This window comes from Acidovorax sp. sif0632 (assembly GCF_019218805.1).
In the GTDB taxonomy this organism is placed as follows: Bacteria; Pseudomonadota; Gammaproteobacteria; order Burkholderiales; family Burkholderiaceae_C; genus Acidovorax; species Acidovorax facilis.
Genome location: NZ_JAHUWW010000006.1, coordinates 305,835 through 330,575 on the forward strand (window position 1 = coordinate 305,835; position 24,741 = coordinate 330,575).

Below are 24,741 nucleotides of genomic sequence, written 5' to 3' on the forward strand. Positions count from 1 at the left end.
GGGAAATGACAACAATCAGCCTTGCGCCGCGAGCACGGCCCGCCCGCGCTGGACAAAGCCCTGGTACTGCGCATCGGGCACCAGCAGGCCGCCCGTGGTCCACACCAGATGGGTGCCCTGATGCAACACGGCATCAATGCCCGTGCTGCGCAGCCAGGCCTGCCCGGCGGTAGTGCCCGTCAAGATGGACGGGCCACTGAAGCCTGCGGCGGCCGAGGGCTCGATGCGCTCGCCCAGGGCATCCAGCACCAGCACCAGCTGCGCAAACAAGGTGTCGTCAGCCACGGTGAACACGCCCGACAGCAGCGGCTGCATTAGCTCAGCCGCCAGCAGCGATGCACGCGGCACGGCCAGGCCGTCGGCCTCGGTGCGGTTGGTCAGGCCCCAGTCGTAGACCGAGGGGTGACCGCCCACGCCTTGCGTTGAATCCGCCAGCATCTGAACCATGAAGCATGGCGACTGCACCGGCTCGGCAAAGAAACAAAACACATGCGGCCCCAGCACCTGCCGCATGCCAAACGTAATGCCCGCTGGCGCGCCACCCACGCCGCAGGGCAGGTACACGATGAGCGGGTGCTCCGCATCCACCAACACGCCCTGCTCCACCAATTGGTTTTGCAAATGCAGCGCCGCAGCGCTGTACCCCAGCAGCAGCGAGAACGATTGCTCGTCGTCCACAAAGTGGCACAGCGGGTTGCTGGCCGCCTCGGCGCGGCCTGCGGCCACGGCGCGTTCGTAGTCGCCGGTGTGCTCTACCACCTGCACACCGCGCTGGCGCAGGCGGTCTTTCTTCCACTCCTTGGCATCGGCCGACATGTGCACGGTGGCCTGGAAGCCCAGGGCCGATGCCACCACGCCAATGCTCATCCCCAGGTTGCCGGTGGAGCCCACCGCCACCTGATAGCGGCCCAGCACCTTGCGGGCGGCCGGTGTGGCGAGCGCACGGTAATCACCGCCGGGCAACACCAAGCCGTGCTGCAGCGCCAGCCGCTCGGCCAACTCCAGCACCTCGTGCATGCCGCCCCGGGCCTTGATGGAGCCCGCCACCGGCAGGCTGTGATCGGCCTTGATGAACAGGCGCCCCTGCCCCTCGGCCAAACCGAGCGCAGGTTGCAACGCGGAGGCGGGCAGCAGAGGCGACTCCACAACGCCCCCGGTGGCAGCCAGCTCCGGGAACACCTGCGCCAGCAGGCCCGCAAAACGGGCCAATCGGTCGGCGGCGGCCTGCGTATCATCCAGACTAATGCTGTGCCCCAGCGCCTGCAAAGCAGCCGGGGGTTGGGCCTGCCGGGCCGGGTTGGTCCACAGCGCGGGCTGGGCATTGCGCAAGCGGGTGGCCAGCAGCGCATCCACAGCAGGCGTTCGTTCAGCAGGCGTCATACAGATTCATTCAGTCGTTGAAGTCTTGCCTGCATTCTTCGCCGGTCACGCTGCTGTCACAAGCCATTTATAGTGAGCGAAGCATTAGTATTAATAATGGATATTCGCCTCTCCCCCTCCCTGCTCGCTTGGCTGCGCAGTTTTGATGCAGCGGCCCGCCACGGCAGCTTTACCAAGGCGGCGGCCGAGCTGTGCATCACCCAGGGCGCCGTCAGCCAGCAGGTCAAACAGCTCGAAGACTGGCTGCGCCGCCCGCTGTTCCTGCGCACCCCGCGCGCGTTGGTGCCCACGCCCGAGGGCAAATGGCTGGCCGTGGTGCTGCGCGAAAGCTTCGACGCCATCGAAAGCACTCTGGCCCAGATGCGCCAGCCGCCCGAGGCGGCCACCGCCACCTTGAGTTGCTCGCCATCGTTTGCCATGAGCTGGCTCACGCCCCGCCTGGGCGACTTCTTTCGCCAGCACCCGCACACCGGCCTGCGCGTGTTTGGCGAATTCCACACGCTGGACCGCACCCGCATGGTGCGCGATGGCATCGAGGCCGCCGTGCGCTTTGACCTGGGCGGCTACCGCGACCTGAACGCCACCGTGTTTCTGGACGAATGGCTCATCCCCGTGGCCAGCCCCGAGTTTCTGGCCCGCCATCCGCCCATCACCCAGCCGCAAGACCTGCACGGCGACTGGCTGCTGCACGACGGCAGCGCCTGGGACGGCGCGGACACCTATGAAGAGTGGCAACACTGGTTTGCGCAGGTGGACGCCACGCCGCCGCCTTGGGCAGGCGGCCAGCAATTCAACCTGTCGCAATTGGCCCTGGGCGCCGCCCTGGCAGGCCAAGGCATCGCCATGGGCCGCGCGGCGCTGGTGCTGCAGGACGTGAAGGCCGGGCGTTTGGTTCCGCTGCTGGGGCGTAGCGTGTTGTCACGGGCGGCGTATTCGTTTGTGACCACCGCCCACCCCAGCCCGGCGATGCAGCTGGTGCGGGATTGGTTGGGGGATGAGGCGCAGCGGTTTTGTGGGGAGCGGGCGCAGGCGCTGCCAGAGCCGCAGGATGCCAAGTAGCTGGGTAGGTCAGGTAACGACGCCCAACCGGCGCACTACCCAGCAACTAGGTGTCAGGTGGTACCCAGTGAGTCGAGGCGAATACTACGGCTAAATATTCGGTGTTTTGGGCCCCTAGCGCTTATTGAGCAAGCGCTAGCAGCTATTATTTTTGACAGATTCTTGGCTGTTCATGGCCAATGAATCCTGAGACAACTGGTCCTGTGACGCGGCCCACTCATTCACGGCGAAAGTTTGAGACAGGAGGCCCCAGCATGTCACTCGCGAGCAGTCGCGACGGCAATGTCTGAGATAACGAGGACGACCGCTTCCGGCCAAGAGCGGCCAGTGGGGCGGCTGAAAGCGGACGCTCAACGTTGGAGTTAAGCCGCGGCGCCACGGGCGTACTCCCGGAATTCCACGTCGGAAGCTTCGATGACCCAGCGAGCTTCGTACCCCGGGCCGCCAGCCCACTCAATTTCGTGAACTAGGCTCCCCTTGGGCCCAAGGCGGAACTCGTCGTACCGCCAGTCGAAGTGGCCGCCGTACCCGCGAGGCTTCTGGATCTCATACCCAAAGACAACCGGGTAGTGGAATTCCAAAACGCGGTCGTGATACGCACCGAGCAAGCGAATCGTCAGGCTGAGATGGCGTTCCTCGCTCCGTTCTCCAACTCCGGTTTCGGTCAAGTGAAAAGCCTCGAGCCAGGCATCATGAGGAGCACGGTGATCCGAGAAGCCGAAATACCAGTCCGAGGTTGCGAGTGCGTACGCGCCGGGAGGGAATGTGGGCTCGTTTTCCCTGAGGTAGTTTCGGTACTCCTCCCAACGTCGCTCGGCATGAGTCGAGTCTCCATCGCGTTGTGCGCCAAGGATGTACATCTGCGGTCTAACGTTTAACACGAGGGGCGGCCGAGGGCGGCAGCCCTTGGACGAACCTTTCGATGAAAGGGCTAGGCGTCATTGGGCAGGGCGACGAATGACTTCACCTGACCTCGCTGGCGGTATGCCCAGCCCGCCGGCAACGGACTTCTGGACGGCTTGCATTGCAACGGCCATCGACTTGTCGTAGTCGGTAGGGTTGTTTAGAAGCGCTGGCCAAGCAAAGCGAATTGACACTGTTACGTCGGCAGTTTTGCGGACTGAGTCGACGATTGTGTACTTTGTGCTTTGTTGAGTAGCAGTTTGAGAGTAGACCGTCCAGCCGTCTTGAATGCTAGCCGTTGGGGCGATCGAGCTGTATGGCCTACCCACCTTAGACATGGCTAGTCTTCCTTGCTCGGTGTCGACATCGAACAGAGACACTATGACGTTTGTCGAGTGCGATGTTCCGTCGTCCGCTGAATTTGGTATCTGAAAGGCGATGGCTGCGAGAGGAGGCTTTGTTTGAGCGTTAAGAACCTGCCACTCGTCTGGCACTGTGAAGCGAACATAGCCTTTGGCCGTTACGACTGTGAGTTCGACCGCGTGAGTGATATGGCCGCAAAGTAGTAGTGCGGCTGTGACGAGGAGTTTGCGCATGTGTGGCTCTTGTGACGCCTAACGTGATGTATCCCGCAAACGTTGCGGGATAAGCTGTACTGTGCGGGATATCCTGGACATTGACTTCTCCTGAACGCGGTTTGCAGCTTGGGTTTGCAGGTAGTGCGCCGTTCAAAAGCACAGGTATAAAAATCCGTGAAACCCGGCAAGTTTTATGTGCCCAAACTATAGCTTGCCAGTAGGCAGGGACCGGGCACCTAGACAGCGCGGTTTGGACCGCAAGCAAGTGGGTAGTGAATCAACGGCAGCTTTAGGGTAGTTTTTTCCAACGGCGGCTTCGGGCCCGCTAGCGCCCTTCAACGTGGGGCAGAATTCGGCCAGGAGCAGCCGGTGGCGACAAGTAAGAGCGGACACTCAACGCACCACCATGTAAACGCGACTGGTCCTCTTGGTGGAGGCGTTAGGCGGCCGCTGGAAGATACTCATTTGGCTGCAAAGTTGCCAATAAAAAACCCAGTAAAAGAGGCCTTCCCGGAAACGAAAACTTCCTGATCCGTCCTGAGCGGGGCGCCGACGTAGTGATCGGCGAGGCAGATAGTTGCTTGAACCGATAGGAGGCTGAGGGTGGCATGCTGGTCGCACCCCTTGCGAGCTCTGAACTGTTCCACCGAAATGACCTTAGCGACGAGAGGAGCTTGCGGTGTGCCGAAGGCCCAAGTGCCTGCCGCGAGCCAGCCACGAGGCGCAACGACTATGGCTCCTGCAGTGATGACAGTGATGAGAGGGTTGATGAACAGCCAGCGCACCCAACGAGTTGGATAGCGCCATTGCATTTGGGCAGTGAAACGCGGTTGGGTGAGCAACAGACCGGCGCAGGCAGGGAGGAGGAAGAGAAAGGCCACCAACGCCGCTTGCGTGTACTGAGCGCCGTAGAAAAAAACGAAGCGGCCCCCTTGAACAAGGTCCAGGAAGGCGCCCAGCGAGACAAAGAAGAATGCGGTGAGGACCGCCGCGCGAGTTAGCGGGCTGGTCATTGGCTTCGAGAGTGGCATTAATACCCAGGTGAATACCGTTATACAGCGCGGAGGCCTTGATAGCCCCCCAACGTAAATTAGACCGAGAAACCTGCGATATAGGATCTCCAACAGCATCGCTCGAACTGTGAGCAAGCCGGATTGTGAATAGATGACTGTTTAGGGAAATGGTGCCCACCGTCTGCTCAGGGCCCGTTGCACCCGTTGCAACGACTGTTGCTATTGACCAATACGAGCCGTCCACGGCTACCGGCAACGGATGCTTGATCTACTGAGGAGCGGGAATATTTGCGTACGTTCGCCGCAATGATGGGCTACGCGAAGCCAGTGCGCCAAGGCCAAAGCATGTTGCTATGCCAACCACTGCACACAGCGACCCGAGAGCCACCCAAGAAAACGATTTGGCGATGAGGATGTAGGCTTGCCAACTCATCAACGCGATCAGCATGGTCGCGCAAGCTTTCAGCTTATGTGAGGGCGCGAGCAACACGCCAGTGCAAACAAGAAGTATCGAAACTGCAGCGTAGCTAATCGACCAGATCGAAATTGATACGGGTGGAAAAGCACAGAGTCCGGGCGACGAACGCCACCACCCTTCTGGACAGACAAACCTCCCCCAACGCGTGACCTGATAAAAAATCAGCATTTGGCCGACAGTGACAATGCCGAAGCAAAAAATTGCAAAAGCCAACCAACGAACGGCTGCAACAACGCTGAGGGGAAATCTTTGCATAGCTCAGTCTATCCCTTCGTACCTGGCAATGGGATCCATCAATGATCTCATCGCTAGCAGCGTGCACTTAGCTGAAGGTAACGGTAGCCAACAAGAGCGTCGAGGGCTGGTGGAGTCCTTCACAATCAAGACTTACCCCCGCTTGTTCGAGATGCCGCCCCTTCATCATGGATAAATTTTTGCTGCAGAAGCAGGTGCTGGAACGGCTCGCCGAAGACCTGGTGCAAGCAGAACAGGCAATGCGGGCGGCCCATGAAACGGCCACTCACGAAGAAAACATCGCCGAAAACAAATACGACACATTAGGACTCGAAGCCGCCTACCTGGCCACCGGCCAAGCTCGCCGCGCCGAAGCCATCCGCCAGGCGATAGCCAATTGGCGCCAATTCCGCCCGCGCCCCTACGACGCCAGCAAAGGTATCCAACTCGGCGCGCTGGTCTGCCTGGTTGATTCTGACGACAAGGAGCAGCAGCTCTTCCTCGGCCCGGATGGGGGCAGCATGAAGTTGGTCAGCGGCGCACAGCTCGTTCAAGTCATCAGCAGCGAGGCCCCTTTGGGCGGGGCCATGCTGGGTAAATGCGAGGGTGACGAGGTGTCGATACAGGTCGCTTCAATCCGACAGCAATTTGAGGTGCTGCGGGTTCATTGATCTGCATGCAAGTCCACGCCGAATGGGCCGATGTCAATAGAGGTTCGGGCGTGGTGAACGTACCGGCTGGCTGGCAAGGTCAGCCGAACTTTGAACCAGGCCATTGGGTCCGAGGTGTCGCATGCGCGTGAATGAGCGCTGAGTGGCCCAGACCGTGAACTCAGAGGGCCGACATTACGGACTGCAGCCGCTGCATTGCGGCCGTTCCGGGCAGTCCCGCCGGAACGGTGGCACAGACTGGGCCTGACCTGTAGCGGCATACCCGCCACTTCTCGCTCCCGTTGGGTCAAAAAACTTTGCGAAAAGATAAAATTTATACTCTTTTAAAATATTAAGAGTATAAATAGCATCATGCCTACTGACCTCATACCTACCCTTGCCGCCGCCCGCAAGGCCCACCAGATGACCCAGGCCCAGCTTGCCGAGCGTGCAGGCCTTAGCCGCATGACGGTGCAGCGCACTGAAGGCGGCGACCTGGACCCGCGCTATTCCACCCTGGCTGAAATGGCCCGCGTGCTGGGCATGGACATCATTGCCGTGCCCAGCAGCCTGCGGCCCAGTCTGGAGGCGTTCATCCAGTCGGGAGGCAAGTTTCTGGGCCAGCCCGAGGGGGTGGATGCGCCGCCATCCGTGGTGGATGGTCTGCGCCGCTGACGGTAGCAACACTCCATGAGCACCTCCATCCGCTACCTGCGCCTGTACCTGCACCGCCCGGCAAAGGCGGACGGGGCGGCGGGCGGTCGCGAGCCGATTGGCTACCTCTCGCAATACGGCGACATCCTGCGCGTGTCGTTTGACGAGAGCTACATCCGCAACCCGCAGCGCCCCACCCTGTCGCTGAGCTTTCAGGGTGCCGACGAGGCCGCGACGCAGCAGATCCTCGCGTCGGCGCGGGATGCGCGGCTGGTGCGCACCGATGGGCGCTGGCCGGTGTATTTTCAGAACCTGCTGCCCGAGGGCCACAACCGCGAGCGGCTTGCGCACGAGCGTGGCTGTAGCCCCGATGACGAGTTCGAGCTGCTGGCCGCCGCAGGCCACGACCTGATGGGCGCGCTGGAGGTGGCGCCTGTGCCCGCGCAAGACGGCATCCCGGACGTGGTGCGGCACTGGCACACCACGCAGGGGCTCGATGTGCTGGAGCCGGGGTTTGTGGAATACCCGGTGGAAGACGCGGCCTCGCTGCCCGGCGTGGTGACCAAGTTCAGCGCGGTGCAGGACGGCCGCCGCTACACGGTGCATCGCAAGGGCGCGGCGGGCAGCGTGATCTTGAAGCTGCCCACCACAGCCCACCCCGACCTCGTGGCCAACGAGTTCACCGGCTACCAGCTGTGCAAGGCGCTGGGCCTGCATTGCGCCGATGTGCGCGTCATCACCCGGGCCGAGGCCGACCTGCCCGATGCCGTGCCCTTCAACGAAATTTTGGCCGTGCAGCGTTTTGACCACCTGCCCGGCGGCGCCCGCGTGCACATGGAAGAGTTCAACCAGGTGCTGGGCTACACGCCGCGCCAGAAATACGGCAAAACCCATGGCAAGGGCGCGCTGCAGGACTGGGCCACAATGCTGCGCGTGCTCAACCGCCTGAGCCGCCAACCGGTGTTGGACACGCGCGAGTTTCTGGCGCGCATGGTGGCCTTCATCCTGATGGGCAACACCGACGCGCACCTGAAAAACTGGGCCCTGGTCTACCCCGACGGCCGCGTGCCACAGCTGGCCCCGGTGTACGACCCGGTGTGTGTGGCCGCGTTTTTTGAGGGCGTGCCCGACCAGCAATATGCCGTGAACCGCGCCATCGACAACACCCTGCGGGCGCTGACCTGGGACGACATGGAAGGCCTGATGAAATCGGCCGGGCTGCTGCGCGTGCCCCGGCACCTGGCCTTGTTGCGCGACACGGTGGCGCGGGCCAAAACGGAATGGCCCAGCCTGCTGGAGAGCGCCCCGGCGTCTGTGCGCAATGTGGTGGCGCAGCGGCTTGCAGGCGATGTGGCCCTGGCCCGGTGATGGCGGACCACCCTGCAAAATCGGCAGGCCTGCGCGCAGGGTTCGGCGCGGGCCGTGCCTTGTGACCCCGAACCGTTTTTGATTTGCTCCATCCATGCACTCCCCGATCGCAACCACCACGCCCCCAACAGCGTCTGGCTCCTTGCCGCCCGATACGGACAGGGGCGCCCTGCAGGTCCCACACCTCAAACGCTGTTGGTCACGCTGGATGGCCGCACGCCAGGGCCAGGGTTTGAAGGGCGCCGAAGCGGAGGCCCACCGCACACAGATCGTGCTGGCCGCGCTGGGTGTGGGGCTGGAGCAGACCATGCAATACGTGCTGCGCGAGGCCCCGGAGTTCGCTGCCTTTGAGGACTGGATCGTGCGCACGGCGGGCGCGCCCGATGCCGCTACCGTGGCGCGGATTCAAGCCCTTGTGGATGGCGGCCCGGCGCCCGAAGCGGCCTTGCAGCTGCAGGCCCGGATCGATGCGATGGAGCCCGTGCTGGATGCGGACGACCTGGCGCATTGGGACGAGCATGGCTATGTGGTGGTACGCCAGGCCACCACGCCAGAGCACTGCGCCGCCGCCGCACAGGCGGTGTGGGAGGCCGTGCGCGCCGACCCGGCAGATGTGGAGTCGTGGTACGCCCACGCCCCGCGCAACACCATGGTGCAGATGTTTCAGCACCCGGCATTCGACGTCAACCGACGTTCCCTGCGCATCCACAAGGCATTTGCGCAGCTGTGGGGCACGGCAGACCTGTGGCGCAGCACCGACCGCTGTGGCTTCAACCCTCCAGAACGCCCCGGCTACCCCTACGGCGGCCAGGGCATGCACTGGGATGTGAGCCTGCACCAGCCTATTCCCTTTGCCACCCAGGGCATCCTGTACCTGACCGACACGCCCCCCGAACAAGGTGCCCTCACCCTGGTGCCAGGCTTTCACCGCCGGGTGGGCGACTGGCTGGCCCAGCTACCCGCTGGGGTCGAGCCCCGCCAGCAAGACCTGCATGCGCTGGGTGCCACCCCCATCGGCGCGGGCGCGGGCGATCTGGTGATCTGGCACCAGGCCCTGCCCCATGGCCCCAGCCCCAATCGGGGCACGCAGCCCCGGCTGGTGCAGTACATCAACCTGGCCCCCGCCCAGGTGCCTTGCCACGACACCTGGGTCTGAGAGGCTGAGAGTCTTTTATCCATGCCCGCCTTGCACGCGAAAACGCCCCGGCTCGTCGTTGCAAATGCTCGCCATAGCCCGAGCTATGGCTGTGCTTTGCGCCTAGATCCGAGGCGTTTTCGCGCGCCTTTCGGGCTCGGCTAAAAAACTCTCAGCCTCTGAGGTGCGGCGAGCGGGGGGCGCACCTCCCCCAAAAACCGCAAAACTCATAGCAACAAAACCATACAGATAAAGCGCTAGCGGTCATTTTCGATTGAACCGGTCTTGCTAACTCACCGTGGCCGCTGTGCCTTCGTCTTGCGGCGCGCCTCGTAGCGCCGCATCAGCGGCGTTACCGACACACCGTGCAGCAGCACCGACGCCACCACCACCGCCAGCGTGATCGCCAGCAGGCGCTGCGCAATCACCGGATGCAGGTCGTGTGTGATGGCGTACATGAGGTAGTAGATGGAGCCAATGCCCCGGATGCCAAACCATGCGATCAGGCGGCGCTGCGAGCGCTCTACCTTGGCGCCCACCAGCCCTGCATACACCGCCAGCGGGCGGATCACCAGCAGCAGCACGGGCACAAACCACAACACCTCGGTGCCAAAGTCCACCACCGAAAGCAGCGCACCCACCACCAGCACCACGGTCACTTCGGCCAGGCGCTCCAGCTGGGCGTTGAAGCGCTCGACCGACTCCATCATGTGGCCCGGCGCCTGTGCGGCCAGGGGGGCTTCACCATCGTTGTTGTCGCCTTGAACAGGTGATGCCACGGACGCCGCTGGTTCCGCCGCCGCACGCCGCAGCGCTAGCCCGGCAGCAAACACCGCCAGAAAGCCGTAGGTATGGCACAACAAGGCCACGCCATAAGCCAGCGCGATGAGCCCCAGCACCATGAACTCGTCCGGGCCCAGCGCCTCGCGGTGGCGGATGCGCAGGTACAAAATGGCCCGGCCCACAACCACGCCCAGCAGGTAGCCAATCAACAGGCCACCCACCACGGCCCAGAGCACGTCCACCGCCCACCAGCGCCAGCCACTCTCGCCCAGGTCGTGCAGCGACATCAGGCCCAGACCCAGCATCACCAGCGGAAACGCCGCCCCATCGTTCAGCCCGCCCTCGCCCGTCAGGCCAAAACGCAAGCGATCACGGTCTTGCGGGTCGGACACCTGCACATCGGACGCAAGCACCGGATCGGTGGGCGCCAGGATGGCCCCCAGCAGCACGGCAGCGCCCAGCGGCAGGTGCAGCAGCCACACGCCCACGGCGGCGATGGCGCCCACGGTGATCAGCATCGACACGGTGGCCAGCTGCACCGGAATGCGCCAGCGCCGGTCGCGCAGGGGCAGATCCAGCTTCAGGCCCACGGTAAACAGCGAGATGAGCACGGCAATCTCGGTCAGCCGCTCCAGCAGCGGGGCATCACCCACCGGGTCCAATACCAGCAGGCCCAGCCCCCAGGGCCCAATGCCAACGCCCACGGCGAGGTACAGGATGGCCGAGCTGAGCGGCACGCGCGCGATGAAGGAGCTGGTCAACGTCATCACCACCAGCAGCAGGCCGACCAGCACAAAGCCCAGGGCGGGAAGCAGCTCAGCGGTCATGGAACACACAGACTTGAGGGGGAAAAGGTTGCACGCGCATCCGGCCACTGTGCACGCCACCCGGGCCCACCGCTGCGGGGGTGCGGCCCCCCGGGCTGTCAGCGGATGTCGCCAATCGGTGGAGCGCCTTTCGGCGTTACCTGAGGTTGCATCTGTGCACAATTCCGTGACTCTTGTGTATGCCCATGAACGTCTCCACCCTCCTCAAGCTCGCCATGGCCCTGCTGGTGGCGTTTTTTGCCGTCGAGAAGCTCAGGGTGCACTACGCCGACCAGCGGCTGCAAAACCACGGGCTGGCCGCTGTCTCTCAGCCAATGGCCGACAGCCCCGTACAGGAGGCCACCAGCCAGGCGGCTTTCGAGTTCCGGGGCTACCAGGTCAAGCCACTGGCCACGTTTGCCGTGCGCGCACGGGTGTTGTCGCGCGAAGACTATTACGTGGGCAAGGAGGCCGAGCTGTCCCCGCTGGACCTGGCCCTGGGCTGGAAGCGCATGGCCGACCCTGCGGTGTACGAAGCCTTGAACATCACCCAGGGCGGCCGCTGGTACCGCTACACCTGGCGCGACCAACCGCCCATCCCGCTGCAGGAGATCATCGAGTCGTCAGCCAACATGCACATGATTGCAGCCACGCCCGTGGTGGAGCGGGCGCTCAAAAAGGCCCGTGCGGGGGCCTACATCCGCATCACCGGCAGGCTGGTGGAGGTGACACACCCCAGCGGCTGGCGCTGGACGAGTTCGCTCACACGATCGGATTCCGGGGCCAATTCCTGCGAGCTGGTGTTTGTAGAGTCTGTGCAGGTGGAGAACTGACCCGCCACCGGGCCCTGGTTGCTCCTCGCACTCCCAATTTGATAGCTGCTTGCGCTTTCCCATCAAGCGCCAGGCCCTGTTTTTACTCAAAATCTTACATCTCTACAGGGCAACCCGGGGGCTGGCGCGCCCAAAGTCTGGATACCCTTGGAAGGACAAGCCCCCGCCCGAACCACCGCCCGAAAGGATGCCCATGGCCAAGATCCTGGAAGTGAAATACGAAAACCAGGCCGACGCCCACATTTGCGAGGTGGCGCATGAAAGCCAGGCCGACCTGTGCTGGCACGAGGTGCACTACGCCACCCAGGCCAGCGGCGATGCGATCTGGTTCTTTGTGGCCTATGCCAACCAGGCCAGCTTCAAGGTCTACCGCGTCAAGCACGCCAGCCAGGCGGACCTGAAAATCTTCAGGGTCAGCACCCCGGAGCAGGCTGGCTGGCGAACCAAGGACCATCTGCTGATCGGCAAGCTGGGCAAATAGGTTCGGCCCCAAGAGCGCTACGCCGTGTGAACCGCACCAGGCCCACCGCCCGACTCATCCCCCCACGCACTTTTGCACCTGCTCACCCAGGCCCGTGGCGCCCAGGCGCATCACATCACCGGGCTTGAGGAACCAGGGGGCGGGCTTTTGCCCCAGCCCCACACCTGCGGGTGTGCCAGTCAGCACCACGTCGCCGGGCTCCAGCGTCATGAACTGGCTGATGTACGACACCACGGTGGGCACGCCAAAGATGAAGTTGCGGGTGCTGCCGTTTTGCACGCGCTGGCCGTTGACCTCCAGCCACAGGTCGATGGCGTGCGGGTCGGGCACCTCGTCAACCGTGGCCAGCCACGGGCCGATCGGGGCAAAGGTGTCGTAGCTCTTGCCCTTGTCCCACTGGCCGCCGCGCTCCATCTGCCAGGCACGTTCAGACACATCGTTGGCCAGCACATAGCCCGCCACATGCTGCAGCGCATCGGCCTCGGCCACCTGGCGCGCACGGGTGCCGATGACGATGCCCAGCTCGACCTCCCAGTCGGTCTTGACGGCGCCGGGCGGAATGCGCACATCGTCGTTGGGGCCGCTGAGCGCCGTCACGGCCTTCATGAACAACACAGGCTCGGCGGGCGGCTGCAGGCCCGCCTCGCGCGCGTGGTCGGCATAGTTGAGCCCCACGCACACGATCTTGCCCACCCCAGCCACCGGGCTGCCCAGGCGCGGTGTGCCATAGACGGGCGGCAGGCGGCTTGCGTCGATGGCGGCCAGGGCAGAAAGCGTGCGCGGGTTGAGCTGGGCCGGGCCCATGTCGGGCAGCAGCATGGACAGGTCGCGCAGCGTGCCGGTGGCGTCGATCAGGCCGGGGCGTTCTGCGCCGGGCTGGCCGTAACGGATGAGTTTCATGGCGGGAAATCCTGGTGGGGTCGGCGAAAGGTGGCAGTCGCAGCAAGGAGCCGCGCTGCGCCGACACGCAGCATAGCGGCACGCAACCCCCAGCGTGTACGCCAATCACCGGCCCTGCCTTGCCGCAAGACGAGGGCCACATCCCCTGCGCAGCCCGTGTGGCGCGCGTAACATGGCGCGGGGTGCACCGCAGCGCCAGCCGCGCACCCCAAATACTCCTGATTTAATAGCTTCCAACGCTTACCAGATAAGCGCTAGCAGCCATTTTTACGCAATTTCTCCATGGCCACTGCCACCGATCTGCCCTCCCCGCCCCCGGAATCCCCACCCCGGCCCCAACCCCGCAACCCGTCCGATCTGTTCTGGTCTTTCACCTGGCTGGCCCTGCAAGGTTTTGGCGGCGTGCTGGCCGTGGTGCAGCGCGAGCTGGTGGAGAAAAAGCGCTGGATGACGAACGAGGAGTTTGTCGAGGACTGGGCCGTGGCACAGATCATGCCGGGCCCCAACGTGGTCAACCTCAGCATCATGATTGGCGACCGCTACTTTGGTCTGCGCGGCGCGTTGGCGGCGCTGGCGGGCATGCTGACCTTTCCGCTGATCCTGGTGCTGGCCCTGGCCGTGGTCTATGCGCAGTTTGCCAGCCACCCGGCCGTGGCCGGTGCGCTGCGCGGCATGGGCGCCGTGGCGGCGGGGCTGATTGCGGGGGTGGGCATCAAGCTGTTTGTGTCGATCAAAAACCACTCGTTGGGCCGCCCGCTGTGTGTGGCGTTTGCAGGGCTGACCATCGTGGCCATGGCGTGGCTGCGCTGGCCGCTGTTCTGGATTTTGCCGGTGATCGGTGGCGCGGCCTGCGTGCTGACGTGGAGAAAGCTCGCGCCATGAATGCAGCCACCACCCTCACCACACCCTTGACGGCCCTGGGCGCGGGCGACTGGTTCAACCTGTTCCTGTACTACCTGTCGCTGTCGCTGCTGGCCGTGGGCGGCGCCATTGCCACCGCGCCCGACATGCACCGCTACCTGGTGGAGCGCAACGCCTGGCTCACCGACCCGCAGTTCAACGCATCCATCGCCATTGCCCAGGCTGCACCCGGCCCCAACGTGCTGTTCATCGCCCTGCTGGGCTGGAACGTGGGCATCAACGCAGGCGGCCCGGGCCTTGCAGGCTGGCTGCTGGGCGCCCTGGGCATGGCGGTGTGCATGCTGGGCGTGATGCTGCCCAGCAGCCTGCTGACCTGGACAGCCACCCGCTGGGGCCACCGCAACCGCGAGCGGCGCGGCGTGCGCGCCTTCAAACAAGGCATGGCGCCGGTGGTCATTGGCCTGCTGCTGGCCACCTCGTGGGTGCTGACACGCGCACACGGCAACTTCGACACCGCTTGGCCCCTGTGGCTGCTCAGCGCCGTGACCGTGGTGCTGGTGTGGCGCACCAGGCTGCACCTGCTGTGGATGCTGGGCGCCGGGGCGGTGCTGGGGGCTATCGGCTGGGTGTAGCTGATGGCAGAGGTGCCGCGCTTGGCACCCCTGCGTGACACGGGGCTGGGTCAGCTGATCCGGCGCCCGTTTTCCGCGTACACGGCCAGGTAGATCGCGTCGGAGCCGATGTAGGGCGCCTTGTTGCCAAAGCCAACGTTGAAGTCACCAAACGACAGCGCGCGGATGCTGGCCAGGCCCGCGCGAAGGCGGTCGCGTGTGAGGTCCTTGCCCGCGTTTTTGAGCCCCTCGATCATGATCTGGCCGTTGAGCCAGCCTTCAAGCGCGCTGCCGCTGTTCAAGAAGGCCGGGTCAGCCCCGGTAGCCTTCATGGTGCTCTGAAACTTGCGAACCACCACCGATTTTTGCGAATTCGCGTCCGGAAACACCTGCACCAGCGCAAGGCCCCGTGTGGACGCAGCCAGCTTGGGCAGCTCGGACGAGATCACCGTAACCGACAGCCCCGCCAGCGGCACGCCCTGTGCCTTGGCACGGAAGGCCTGCACAAACGCGGTGTTGGCTGTGCCCGTGGTGGCCAGCAGGACGGCACCCGGGCGCTCTGCAGCCACCTTGTCGGCCAGCTCAGCGCCGTTCTTGCCGTCCACGGCCAGTGCAAACTCGCCACCGCGTTCGACCTTGATCTCGTCCAGCGCGCGGGACATGTCCTTGAGCACTTCCTTGCCAAACGGGTTGTCCAGGTACACCACGGCAATGCGTTTGAGGCCCATGTCCACGATCTGCTTGACCAGGCGCTGCGTCTCTTCGCGATAGGTGGGGCGCAGGAAGAATACATGGCGGTTCTCAGGCGCACGCAGCGAGGTCGCGCCCGTCACCGGACCCACGGTGGGAATGCCCTTGGATTCGATCAACGGCAGGATGGATGCCGTGTTGGCCGTGCCCAGCGGCGAGATCAGCGCGAACACCGACTGGGCCTCGACCATCTCGGTCACGTTCTTGAGGGTGCGTGCAGCCACATAGCCATCGTCCTTGGGGTCCATGCGGATCTCGCGGCCATGCACGCCGCCAGCAGCATTCACTTCAGCAAACGCGGCCTTCATGCCTGCCACCTGCTCGATGCCAGCCTGGCCCAAGGGGCCGGTCAGTGCGATGGAGCAACCCAGGTTGATGGTGCGGGCGGTCAGTGCTTCTTCGGCGGCCTGGGCCGTGTGGGCCCATGCGGGCAGGCCAGTGGCAGCAACGGCCTGGGTGGCGCGCAAGAGAAATTGACGACGGCTCATGGTGTGGGAGATCCCGAAGAAAGCAAAGGTGGAGCAGCCTAGCGGCAGCTGGGGAAACTTGCTGTCAGTTTCGCGACAGAACATACCCAGAAAGGACCGGCTCTCTCCGGGGGATGCAGTACTTGGCGACGGCAGCCTGCAGTGCACAGGGTGCCGAACCGCACGACACCCCGGCATCGTGCGAGTCAACGCCGCACGCCGTGAAACTCACCGGGGCACGTTGTGGATCAGCAGATCACCGCACGACGGCGGCGTCTGTCTGCGTCGCTGCGCCCATGGTTTCTTGACCTACAGGCCCTTGCGCCGAATTGCAGCAAATCCCGCAATGGCCAGAAGTCCGGCGAGGAACAGCATCGCCCACTCGGAAAGGGAGGGGATGGTCGAGGGCGGAACGAATCCATCCAAGTTGTTGGTGAAGGTGCACGCGATGGCCGCCCCTGCTGCAGTGGCCGCTGCATCCAGCGTGACGGTGCGCGTCAAGAGGTCGTTTGTCTGCGTTCCACCTGAACCCAGGCCGGTGCAAGTGATGGAAGCCAGGGTGTAACCCAAGGGTGGCGCTGCTTCAGTGATGGAAGTGCTGACACCCGCTGCGGTCAGCGTCTGCGTCGCCCCAGCCACGGCCGAGCCGGATGCCAGGGTCGTGATGGACTGGTTGGCAAAGCCGTTGCTGCCGCTGAAGCCAAACGTACCCACGCCACCATTGGAGATTTTGGATACCGTGATCGAAGGCACGGTGGGGGCTGCACACACGCCAGGGAGCGAAATCGCATTGGCGCTCGTCGTGACGGTTCCGCCCGACGTCAAGGCTCGGCCGGACAAGGTGGCACCGGCGCCCATGGACATACCGGCGTTTCCAATGACCGTTCCGATGAAAGTGGAGTTGGCACCCAGCGTGGTCGCGGCAGTGGGCGCCCAAAACACGTTGCCGGCGCAAGCACCACCATTGAGGGAGACGATGGAGTCGGCGGCGGTGTTGAGCGCCGCAGTCGTCGCCCCGGCGCCGGGGCGAAAGACGTAGATTCCAGAACCGTTCAGGGTTACCGTCGAGCCAATACTCATGGCTCCCGTGCTGGAATAACAGCCAGGCGGGATCACTCCAGGCGTGCCGCCGCTCACAACGACGGCACTGAGATCAACGGCGGAGCCGAGGGGAATGCAGGTGCCCAGTTGGGAATCCAGATCCGCCAACGCAATGCCTTGGTCGGCAATCTCGGTATCACACGGCGTTTTGATGATCCCGGTCACTGTGGTGGGCGCAGTGGACGGGGGGGTGGTGTAGCAAACCGAGCCGTTGATCGTGGTCGGATTTCCACTGTTGGTAAAGGTGTCGGAAACTATGGCGAAGTTGCTGGCACTACCTAGCGGCGGTGCCGTCGCCGCCAATGCGCCACAGCTGTATGTCAGGGACAGCAGGGAAACAAGCCCCAGGCTCAGCAGCAAGGCGGGATTTTTTCGACCGAACTTGGATAGCAGCGGGGCAGCATCGCGTGTGGCGTATCCTGATTTGGTGAGGGTGGTTGTGCTGTCGGATGGCATGGTGTTAAACCTTCTGTGGTGACTTAAAAGTCAGTAATCAAACAAAAACTTATCTTGTGTGACCCACAGTACTGCGCTTGGCTGCCCAGCGGTGCGATTTGCGCGACTTATGTCCACGGCGGCCATTAGTCGGGCAGTTGGCCTACACCCATGACCCCGACGCGTTACACATGGGCGCCCCCTCGGGCAAGCCTTCCACGAATCGGCCCTGGTTGTGCCACGGCGATGCCTGAACCAGAACAGCGCTCACTTTGGGCCATTGGGCATTAGGGATGCGCAGTGCTCCCTGTGCAGGGGGGTGCGCAAGGGTCATTGCCCCCTATTGACCCCTATTGACCCCTTGCATGCTCATCTGGCACTCGCATTCCAGCGTCGCTCCGTTGCAGAGATTGCTTCTACATGAGGGCCAAAGGCAGTGCGCGTGTCTGTCGCTTGTTCAAAAAGCAATACGGTTTAACGCCAAGCGGCTACCACTATCCAACGCACTTGCGGCTTGCCGCCCAACATCAGCAAAATGTGCATGCAAAGCCAGAGACTTGAGACATGCCCCTTTGAGGGATCAGCCGCTGATCATGCTTGCGAAGGAACAGGCTGATTGACTGGCTGCGGACCCATGCGGTGTATCTAAAGTGCCTACCCATGCCGAATACACCCCGGCGCGATGTCTGAGGGAATTTTTGAACAGCGGCCTGGGGACTGTGCCGCGCCGCCACCCAGCCTCATGAATCGCCAGGGGTCCGCACTTCCGGCATCCAGACAATGAACCAGGGAGACCCACACATGTCCGACGGACCACCCGCTTGTCGCCGCCACAGCACCTTTGCAGCCATGGCATTGAGCGCATTCGTTGGGCTGGGCGCGGCTCCACAGGCATCGGCGGAAGGCAGCCGTACGCTGTACCCCTCCACCTACCCTACCAGCGGCGGCACCTGTGCCAACACGCTCGACCGGGGATGCCGCGCCAACCTGGACCTGCAGCCAGGCAACCGCTATGTGGGCAAGGTCCAGCGCCGCACCTTCCTGTACGTCTACGCAGAGGCGGGCGAGTATGTGCTGCTGGGCTCCCGCAACCGCACGACGGGCGGCGACATCCTGGTCTACAACCCGCAGGATTTCGGCACACCGGGCGACGAGACCCTGCCGGCCAGCGCCGACTTCTCGTGCGCATCCAACACGCCGCCGCCGGGGAGCTTTGGAGGCAGCACTCTGGGGGAACTGAACTCCCGCGACCAGGAGCTCGCTGGCCCCCACAGCGCCGACGGCAGCGCTACCGTCACCAACGGGTTCGCGCCCTGCGCCTACCGTGTTCCCGCCACCGGGATCTATGGCGTGCAGTTCATGCCCGCCACCAGCGGCAACACCAATCTGAATGCCGACATCTTCAATCCGCTGCCCAGCACCTCCACCGTGGCCGCCTGGGACGTCACGGTGCGGGCCTCGGCCAGCAGTCTCAGCGATCTCAATGGCCGCCTGTTCACCTACGCCTGGCTGGGCTTCACGGGGGTGAACAACCGCCCTGTCTATTCGCGCCATGACTACGTGACGCTTGATGGCTACCGCTACTCGCAGGCACTGGCGGGGCTCGATCCCAATGGCTTTGCGCTGTATGCCAACCGGCTGGGGTTTCTGGACAACGGGCAGCCCCTGTACAAGGGCGTGCGCGGCAGCGACTCGTTTGTGACGAACCTGGCGGCGGGCCTGTCGGCCCAGCGGCCGGAGTTTCCGATTTTTTTCAGCAGCATTGCCCCCGCAGCCCCCCACTCGGCCGAGGTGGACAAGGTGCTCACAGCGCTGCGCATTCCGCTCACGCCCCAGCCACCTTCGCTGTCGACCGCCACATTCACCGGGCGCCCGCCCAGCGTGGGTTCACGCACCCTGCCGGGTGCGGGCGGCACGTTCCGGCTTTCGATCACCGGTGCCTCCACCTTCCAGATCGTCGTGAGCCGCGACGGTGTGGATTTCAGCCCCTCCAATACGGCCAACGCGGTCATCACGGGTATCGCCGCCACGGGCACACAGGATGTGCCGTGGGATGGCAACGATGCCGCGGGCACCGCCTTTCCCGCCAGCGCCACGCCCTACGCCTACCGGGCATTCGCGCGTGCTGGCGAGATTCACCTGCCCATGATCGATACCGAGAACAACGGCAATGGCACCAGCACCGCCACGGCGACCTTTGGCGGTGGCCCCACCATCACCAAGCTCAACGGGCCGCAGGCTGGCAATACCACCGTCTATTTTGATGACCGGGGTTATGTCACCCGGAGTGGCACCCTGGTGGGTCAGGTGAACGGCACCCTCTGCCCCGGCTCCCCACCACCCGCCTCCGACCCTGCGCAGGCCCTGGGCGGAGCGGATTCAACACTGGTCTATGGCGCTTCGCCACAGCTGTACCGCTGGTGGCCGCCCGGCGCCAATGCCAACGCCGACTGTGCAGCCACCGGCGGGTGGGGCGATGCCAAGGGGCTGGACCTCTGGACCTACATCACATCCCCGGCCGGCAATGGCGTGCTCTGGATTGACCCGCTCCTGCGGGATACAGCGGCGTCCATTTTTGTGCCTGCTGCAGCAAGGCCGGGCAGCGGGGTGCAGGGGCGCCTGACTTTTGCGAACCGTGGTGCAGACACAGCCACGGGGCTGCAGTACACCCTGACCCTGGATCACAGCTGTGCCGATACGGCAGTGAGCTTCTCCAATCTGCCCACCGGTGCGTCCGCATCCTGCGTGGACACGCTGGGCCAAGGCCGCTACGTGTTCTCGGGCTTCCCGGCCACGCTGGCAGGCGGAGCGTCGGTGCTCGGCGCCGATCCCGCGGCGCCCATGGCGTTCTCGTACACAGCCCCAGCGGCCGGAACCGTGACTGCGGCCGCCACGATTTCCGGCCCCGTGCCCGATGACCTGCCCGCCAACAACTCGGCCACCGGCACCACGGTGATCAGCCCGGTGGATCTGCAAACCACCGCCAGCGCGCCCCTGACGGCGCTGGCTGGCGAATCGGTGACGGTCCTGGCGTCGTTTGCCAACCTGAGCGGCGTCGCAGCGTCGCCCTGGACCCCCACCATCGCCATCGGGGCTGCGCTGAACTGCCCTTCGGCCGTACAGCTGGTGAGCGCCCCGCCCGGGGTCACGATGGGCGGCTTTGATACGGCAACGTGTGTGGTGGCCCTCCTGGGCCTGCCTCCGACGCTGGCCGACGGCCAGATCCTGTCGCTGAGCTTTCGCTACCAGGCGCCCACCCTGGGTCAGGTGCCCATCACCACCACGGTGGCAACCCCGGGGGACGCGCACACCGCCAACAACAGCGCCACGGCCACCACCACCATCGCGGTGGTGAACATGGTCATCAGCCTGTCGGGCATGCCGCTGCAAGCGATCTCCGGGCAGCCCTATTCCGGGACGTTTTCCTGCACCAATGCGGGACTGCTGGACGCCGTCGGCGGCACGCGGTGCGCCATCGACTCAGGACTCCCCCCGGGCCTGAGCCAGACCGGCTGCGTGCTGGACAGTACAAATGCGGCCTGGTCGGCGGGAGACACCGTGCCAGCAGGCGCCACCGTCATCTGCAGTGTGGCCGGTACGCCTGTCACCATCGGGCAGATGGTGATTGTGGCCAGCACCGCCGCCGTGGGCGAGGCCATCCTGTCTGACAACACCGCCACCCAGGGCTTGGCGGTGGTGCCCTTGCAAACCATCCCCACGCTCACACAGCCTGCGACCGTGGCACTGGCTGCGCTGCTTTTTCTGATGGCGGCGCGCCTGCGGCCCCGGCGCCGGGCGGGCTGATCGGCGTGTCCCGCAGGAACGGCCCCCCCGCCGACGCACTTGGGCGCCTGAGAGCGTTTCAGGTGCGCTGGCGCAGCGCCTCGTACAGGCACACGCCGCTGGCCACCGATACGTTCAAGCTCTCCACAGCGCCCTTCATCGGGATGCTGACCAGCTCGTCGCAGGTCTTGCGCGTGAGCTGGCGCATACCGTCGCCTTCGGCGCCCAGCACCAGGGCCACGGGGCCTTTCAGGTCGACCTGGTAAATGGTCTTGGGGGCGTCGTCGCTGGTACCGATGCACCAGATGTTGCGCTCCTTGAGTTCGTTCAAGGTGCGCGCGAGGTTGGTCACCATGAAGTACGGCATGGTTTCGGCCGCGCCGCTGGCCACCTTGGCCACGGTGGCGTTGATGCCCACGGCGTGGTCCTTGGGGGCGATGACGGCATGCGCGCCCGCACCATCGGCCACACGCAGGCAGGCGCCCAGGTTGTGCGGGTCGGTCACGCCGTCCAGCACGAGCAGCAGGGGCTGCTCAATGCCGGCGGCTTCCAGGTCTTCCAGCAGTTCATCCAACGAGGTGGCAACCTTCACGGGCTCAACCCGCGCAGCCACGCCCTGGTGGCCATGGCTGCCGGCCAGCTTGGCGATGCGCACGCTGTCGGCTTCGATCAGGCGGGCACCAGCCTCGCGGGCGCGGTCGAGAAACTGGCGCATGCGGGCATCGCGCCGCGTGGCCTCGTAGTAAATCTCGATGATGGATTTCGGCGCGGTCTTCAGACGCACGCCCACGGCGTGAAAGCCGAAGAGAACTTTGGGGCTGGACATGGGGGGATTATCCGCTGACGCAGGGCACCGGCTTTAGAAAGCTATCAATTTGATAGCTATTGACGCTTGATGAATAAGCGCTAGAGGCCAAAAACATGCAAAAACCTGGTTTCCGCCTCCCTCTCAGCGCGGCAAATAGCGCTTACACGACCCGCCCGGCTTCGATGGTGATGCGCCGCTCGCACTGCTCGGCGATGGCGCGGTCATGGGTGACCAACACCAGCGTGGTGCCCTGCTCGCGGTTCAGGTCGAACATGAGCTTCATGATGGTTTCGCCGGTGGCAAAGTCGAGGCTGCCCGTAGGCTCATCGGCCAGCAGCACGGCAGGTTGCACCACAAACGCTCGCGCCAGCGCCACGCGCTGCTGTTCGCCACCCGAGAGCACCTTGGGGTAGTGAGAGAGGCGCTGGCCCAGCCCCACGCGGGCCAGCATGTCGGCGGCGACCTTGCGGGCATTTTTGCGAACTTCAGGGCGGTTGGCCAGTTCCAGCGGCAGCATCACGTTCTCCAGCGCTGTGAGGTTGCCCATGAGCTGAAAGCTCTGGAACACAAAACCCACCTTCTGGGCACGCAGCGCAGCGCGTTCATCCTCGTCGATGGCAAAGAGGTCGTGGCCATCGAGCCGCACCGTGCCACGGCTGGGGGTGTCCAGCCCCGCGATGATGGACAGCAAGGTGCTCTTGCCCGAGCCCGACGCGCCCACGATGGCAGCGGTTTCCCTGGCGGCCAGGCGGAAATCGATATCCCGCAGAATGTCGAGGGTTCCGGTGGAATCCGTGACCGATTTGAAGACATGCTCCACGGCAATGATGGGTGTGGCAGCAGTTGTCTTGGGCAATGGAGAGGATTCGGACATGAAAGGCTCTTTACTTTGATTCGATATCAGCAACGGCGCCACTTTATCCTGCGCGCCTCTATCGGGCTTCTGGTGGGGCTTTCGGCGCCCTGCGCCATGGCCCAGGCAACGTCCAAGACAGCGGCCGCGCCGATTCGCCAGCCCGTGATCCTGGTGCTGGGAGACTCTCTGAGCGCCGAATATGGCCTGGCACGCGGCACGGGCTGGGTGGCTCTGCTCGAAAAACAGCTGACCCAGGAAAAGCTGGCCGCTACGGTGGTCAACGCCAGCGTGAGTGGGGAGACTACTTCGGGCGGCCGTTCGCGCCTGGCGGCGCTGCTGGCGCAGCACAAGCCCAGCCATGTGGTGATTGAACTGGGCGGCAACGATGCCCTGCGGGGATTGCCGCTCAAGAACACGGAAGAGAATCTGACCGCTATGACGCAGGCGGCGCAAAAGGCCGGGGCCAAGGTGCTGCTGGTGGGCATGCAGGTGCCACCCAACTATGGCACCGACTACGCCAACAAGTTCGCGGGCCTGTTCACCACAGTGGCCAAGGCCCAGAAGGTGGCCGTGGTGCCCTTCTTCCTGAAGGGGGTGGCCGACGGGCCCGATCCGACCCGCCTGTTCCAGCCTGACCGCATCCACCCTCGCGCCGAGGCGCATCCGCAGATGCTGGCCAATGTGTGGCCGGAACTGAAAAAACTCTTGCGCTGAGGGCTCAGGCGCCGGGAGCGCCTGTGGGCTGGTCCGGGGCCGCAGCATCGCCGCTGGGCTGGCCGTCAGCGGGCTGGTCGTCGCCTTGCGGATCGTCCGGCCTGCGCTGTGTTTTGGACCTCAGCTTCTCTTCCTTTTTTTTCTTTTTGGCGAGTTCGCGCTGGCGTTTTTCGTATCCGTAGTTGGGTGTTGCCAAGGTAATTGCTTCCTGAAGTTGAGACTCACTGTAACAGCATGGGTTTTTCAAGCCCCCGCTGGGGGGCGTTGGAGCGGGATGACCGATGCGCGGTACGCATGCCAGCTTGCAAAGCCCAGAACCGGCCCGGCCACCAGCAGCCCGATGCCCCAGAACCAGAGGGAAAACACCACGATGGTGGTGATGAGTGCGCCCCAGAGCAGCATGACCAGGGGATTCTCCAGCACCACGCGCATGCTGGTGATACCGGCCGTAAGCGCATCGGTGTCTCGGTCCAGAATCATGGGAATGGACACCACGGAGGTGGAGAACACCAGCGCTGCAAATGCGCCGCCCACCACGAGGTACACCGCCACAAAGCTCCAGTTCTGCGGGCTGAAGACCGCCTGCAGCACGCCCGTGGTGGACGGCATGCCGGTGTTGAAGAACACGGCAAACACCACCAACGATGCACGCCCCCACAGCAGCTCCAGCACTACAAGCACCAGCACCAGCATGCCCATGCTGCCCATGTGGCTGTCCCAGCAGGTGAGCGATTCGCTCAGCTCGGGCTTGAGCCCCGCCTCGCGCCGACGGCTAGTGTCGTACAGTCCCATCGCCAAGAAGGGGCCTACCAGCAGGCAGCCACTCGCCAGGGACATGGTGTATTCAGGCCGGGTGCGGAACACCCAGCCCAGCACCAGCGCCATGCACCAGAAGCAAACGCCATAAAACAAGGCAATGCCGGGAGCCGCGCGCACATCCTGCAAGCCCTTGGCCAGCCAACGGAACGGGTCTGCCAACCCCAGGCGCTGCAGGCTCACGGGCTGGGCCACCGAGGTGTCTGGCGCTGGTTGCTGGGCCGGATCGGCAGACGCAGGGAGGGGGTTGGAGGAATCCGATGGGGTGGCGGTCATTCGGGCAG

General features: G+C 64.2%; 24 protein-coding genes. 12 read left to right on the forward strand and 12 right to left on the reverse strand.

From position 1 onward, the window contains the following. Positions 1–15: 15 nt before the first annotated feature. Complete coding sequence (locus KW832_RS19465; protein ID WP_218301013.1) at positions 16–1,380, reverse strand: D-serine ammonia-lyase; 1,365 nt, start codon at positions 1,378–1,380, stop codon at positions 16–18. A 96-nt stretch (positions 1,381–1,476) separates the two neighbouring features. On the opposite strand from KW832_RS19465, the gene KW832_RS19470 reads away from it, so the two are divergent. Next, positions 1,477–2,439, forward strand: coding sequence for a LysR substrate-binding domain-containing protein (locus tag KW832_RS19470; protein ID WP_218301012.1), 963 nt, complete (start codon positions 1,477–1,479; stop codon positions 2,437–2,439). Between the two features lie 362 nt (positions 2,440–2,801). Here the strand turns inward: KW832_RS19470 and KW832_RS19475 are convergent, their stop codons facing one another. The 3 genes from KW832_RS19475 to KW832_RS19485 all read right to left on the reverse strand — a co-directional run bounded on the left by KW832_RS19475 (position 2,802) and on the right by KW832_RS19485 (position 4,951). Next, entirely contained in the window at positions 2,802–3,299 is a 498-nt protein-coding gene (locus tag KW832_RS19475) for a hypothetical protein (protein WP_218301011.1), read from the reverse strand. A gap of 78 nt (positions 3,300–3,377) precedes the next feature. Then, positions 3,378–3,938: a hypothetical protein gene (locus KW832_RS19480; protein ID WP_218301010.1), complete on the reverse strand. Its 561-nt coding sequence runs from the start codon at positions 3,936–3,938 to the stop codon at positions 3,378–3,380. A 443-nt stretch (positions 3,939–4,381) separates the two neighbouring features. Next, complete coding sequence (locus tag KW832_RS19485; RefSeq protein ID WP_218338457.1) at positions 4,382–4,951, reverse strand: hypothetical protein; 570 nt, start codon at positions 4,949–4,951, stop codon at positions 4,382–4,384. 882 nt (positions 4,952–5,833) lie between these two features. Between KW832_RS19485 and KW832_RS19490 the strand changes: the two genes are divergently transcribed. The 5 genes from KW832_RS19490 (at position 5,834) to KW832_RS19510 (ending at position 9,473) form a co-directional block, all read left to right on the forward strand. Next, positions 5,834–6,316 carry a GreA/GreB family elongation factor gene (locus tag KW832_RS19490; protein WP_055401157.1) on the forward strand — a complete coding sequence of 161 codons (483 nt, stop codon included), beginning with the start codon at positions 5,834–5,836 and terminating at the stop codon, positions 6,314–6,316. 5 nt (positions 6,317–6,321) lie between these two features. Further along, positions 6,322–6,447, forward strand: a complete 126-nt coding sequence (locus tag KW832_RS25950; RefSeq protein WP_156358826.1) for a YXWGXW repeat-containing protein — start codon at positions 6,322–6,324, stop codon at positions 6,445–6,447. A 220-nt stretch (positions 6,448–6,667) separates the two neighbouring features. Next, positions 6,668–6,970 carry a helix-turn-helix transcriptional regulator gene (locus KW832_RS19500; protein WP_055401159.1) on the forward strand — a complete coding sequence of 101 codons (303 nt, stop codon included), beginning with the start codon at positions 6,668–6,670 and terminating at the stop codon, positions 6,968–6,970. A gap of 15 nt (positions 6,971–6,985) precedes the next feature. Further along, positions 6,986–8,317 (forward strand): type II toxin-antitoxin system HipA family toxin, encoded by a 1,332-nt coding sequence (locus KW832_RS19505; RefSeq protein WP_055401161.1) that lies wholly within the window; start codon positions 6,986–6,988, stop codon positions 8,315–8,317. Between the two features lie 94 nt (positions 8,318–8,411). Further along, entirely contained in the window at positions 8,412–9,473 is a 1,062-nt protein-coding gene (locus KW832_RS19510; protein ID WP_242701330.1) for a phytanoyl-CoA dioxygenase family protein, read from the forward strand. 272 nt (positions 9,474–9,745) lie between these two features. Here the strand turns inward: KW832_RS19510 and KW832_RS19515 are convergent, their stop codons facing one another. After that, complete coding sequence (locus KW832_RS19515; RefSeq protein WP_218301008.1) at positions 9,746–11,062, reverse strand: sodium:proton antiporter; 1,317 nt, start codon at positions 11,060–11,062, stop codon at positions 9,746–9,748. A 185-nt stretch (positions 11,063–11,247) separates the two neighbouring features. On the opposite strand from KW832_RS19515, the gene KW832_RS19520 reads away from it, so the two are divergent. Further along, a complete protein-coding gene (locus tag KW832_RS19520; RefSeq protein ID WP_055401166.1) occupies positions 11,248–11,874 on the forward strand; it encodes a hypothetical protein in 627 nt (208 codons plus the stop codon). 193 nt (positions 11,875–12,067) lie between these two features. Beyond that, the gene (locus KW832_RS19525) at positions 12,068–12,355 is read left to right on the forward strand and encodes a DUF6150 family protein (RefSeq protein WP_055401176.1); all 288 of its coding nucleotides are present in this window, start codon (positions 12,068–12,070) and stop codon (positions 12,353–12,355) included. A 54-nt stretch (positions 12,356–12,409) separates the two neighbouring features. Here the strand turns inward: KW832_RS19525 and KW832_RS19530 are convergent, their stop codons facing one another. Then, positions 12,410–13,255, reverse strand: coding sequence for a fumarylacetoacetate hydrolase family protein (locus tag KW832_RS19530; protein WP_055401168.1), 846 nt, complete (start codon positions 13,253–13,255; stop codon positions 12,410–12,412). 282 nt (positions 13,256–13,537) lie between these two features. On the opposite strand from KW832_RS19530, the gene KW832_RS19535 reads away from it, so the two are divergent. Together KW832_RS19535 and KW832_RS19540 are read left to right on the forward strand one after the other, a co-directional pair. Next, positions 13,538–14,137 (forward strand): chromate transporter, encoded by a 600-nt coding sequence (locus KW832_RS19535; protein ID WP_218301007.1) that lies wholly within the window; start codon positions 13,538–13,540, stop codon positions 14,135–14,137. Beyond that, entirely contained in the window at positions 14,134–14,748 is a 615-nt protein-coding gene (locus KW832_RS19540) for a chromate transporter (RefSeq protein WP_055398122.1), read from the forward strand. Before KW832_RS19535 ends, KW832_RS19540 begins: the two co-directional genes overlap by 4 nt. A gap of 50 nt (positions 14,749–14,798) precedes the next feature. Here the strand turns inward: KW832_RS19540 and KW832_RS19545 are convergent, their stop codons facing one another. Continuing rightward, a complete protein-coding gene (locus tag KW832_RS19545) occupies positions 14,799–15,965 on the reverse strand; it encodes an ABC transporter substrate-binding protein (RefSeq protein WP_218301006.1) in 1,167 nt (388 codons plus the stop codon). Between the two features lie 288 nt (positions 15,966–16,253). After that, positions 16,254–17,501, reverse strand: a complete 1,248-nt coding sequence (locus KW832_RS19550) for an IPTL-CTERM sorting domain-containing protein (RefSeq protein WP_218301194.1) — start codon at positions 17,499–17,501, stop codon at positions 16,254–16,256. 780 nt (positions 17,502–18,281) lie between these two features. Between KW832_RS19550 and KW832_RS19555 the strand changes: the two genes are divergently transcribed. Further along, positions 18,282–21,284 carry a hypothetical protein gene (locus tag KW832_RS19555; RefSeq protein WP_218301005.1) on the forward strand — a complete coding sequence of 1,001 codons (3,003 nt, stop codon included), beginning with the start codon at positions 18,282–18,284 and terminating at the stop codon, positions 21,282–21,284. A 58-nt stretch (positions 21,285–21,342) separates the two neighbouring features. On the opposite strand, the gene rlmB is transcribed toward KW832_RS19555, so the two are convergent. Next, the gene (gene rlmB, locus KW832_RS19560) at positions 21,343–22,089 is read right to left on the reverse strand and encodes a 23S rRNA (guanosine(2251)-2'-O)-methyltransferase RlmB (RefSeq protein ID WP_056644258.1); all 747 of its coding nucleotides are present in this window, start codon (positions 22,087–22,089) and stop codon (positions 21,343–21,345) included. A 142-nt stretch (positions 22,090–22,231) separates the two neighbouring features. Further along, positions 22,232–22,945: an ABC transporter ATP-binding protein gene (locus KW832_RS19565; RefSeq protein WP_218301004.1), complete on the reverse strand. Its 714-nt coding sequence runs from the start codon at positions 22,943–22,945 to the stop codon at positions 22,232–22,234. Positions 22,946–22,960: 15 nt separating this feature from the next. On the opposite strand from KW832_RS19565, the gene KW832_RS19570 reads away from it, so the two are divergent. Beyond that, positions 22,961–23,641 (forward strand): arylesterase, encoded by a 681-nt coding sequence (locus KW832_RS19570; protein WP_218301003.1) that lies wholly within the window; start codon positions 22,961–22,963, stop codon positions 23,639–23,641. Positions 23,642–23,645: 4 nt separating this feature from the next. Here the strand turns inward: KW832_RS19570 and KW832_RS19575 are convergent, their stop codons facing one another. Both KW832_RS19575 and KW832_RS19580 read right to left on the reverse strand, forming a co-directional pair. Further along, on the reverse strand, positions 23,646–23,837 hold the full coding sequence (locus KW832_RS19575; protein WP_218301002.1) for a hypothetical protein: 192 nt from the start codon (positions 23,835–23,837) through the stop codon (positions 23,646–23,648). Positions 23,838–23,884: 47 nt separating this feature from the next. After that, on the reverse strand, positions 23,885–24,733 hold the full coding sequence (locus KW832_RS19580; protein WP_255577845.1) for a DUF2189 domain-containing protein: 849 nt from the start codon (positions 24,731–24,733) through the stop codon (positions 23,885–23,887). Positions 24,734–24,741 lie beyond the last annotated feature (8 nt).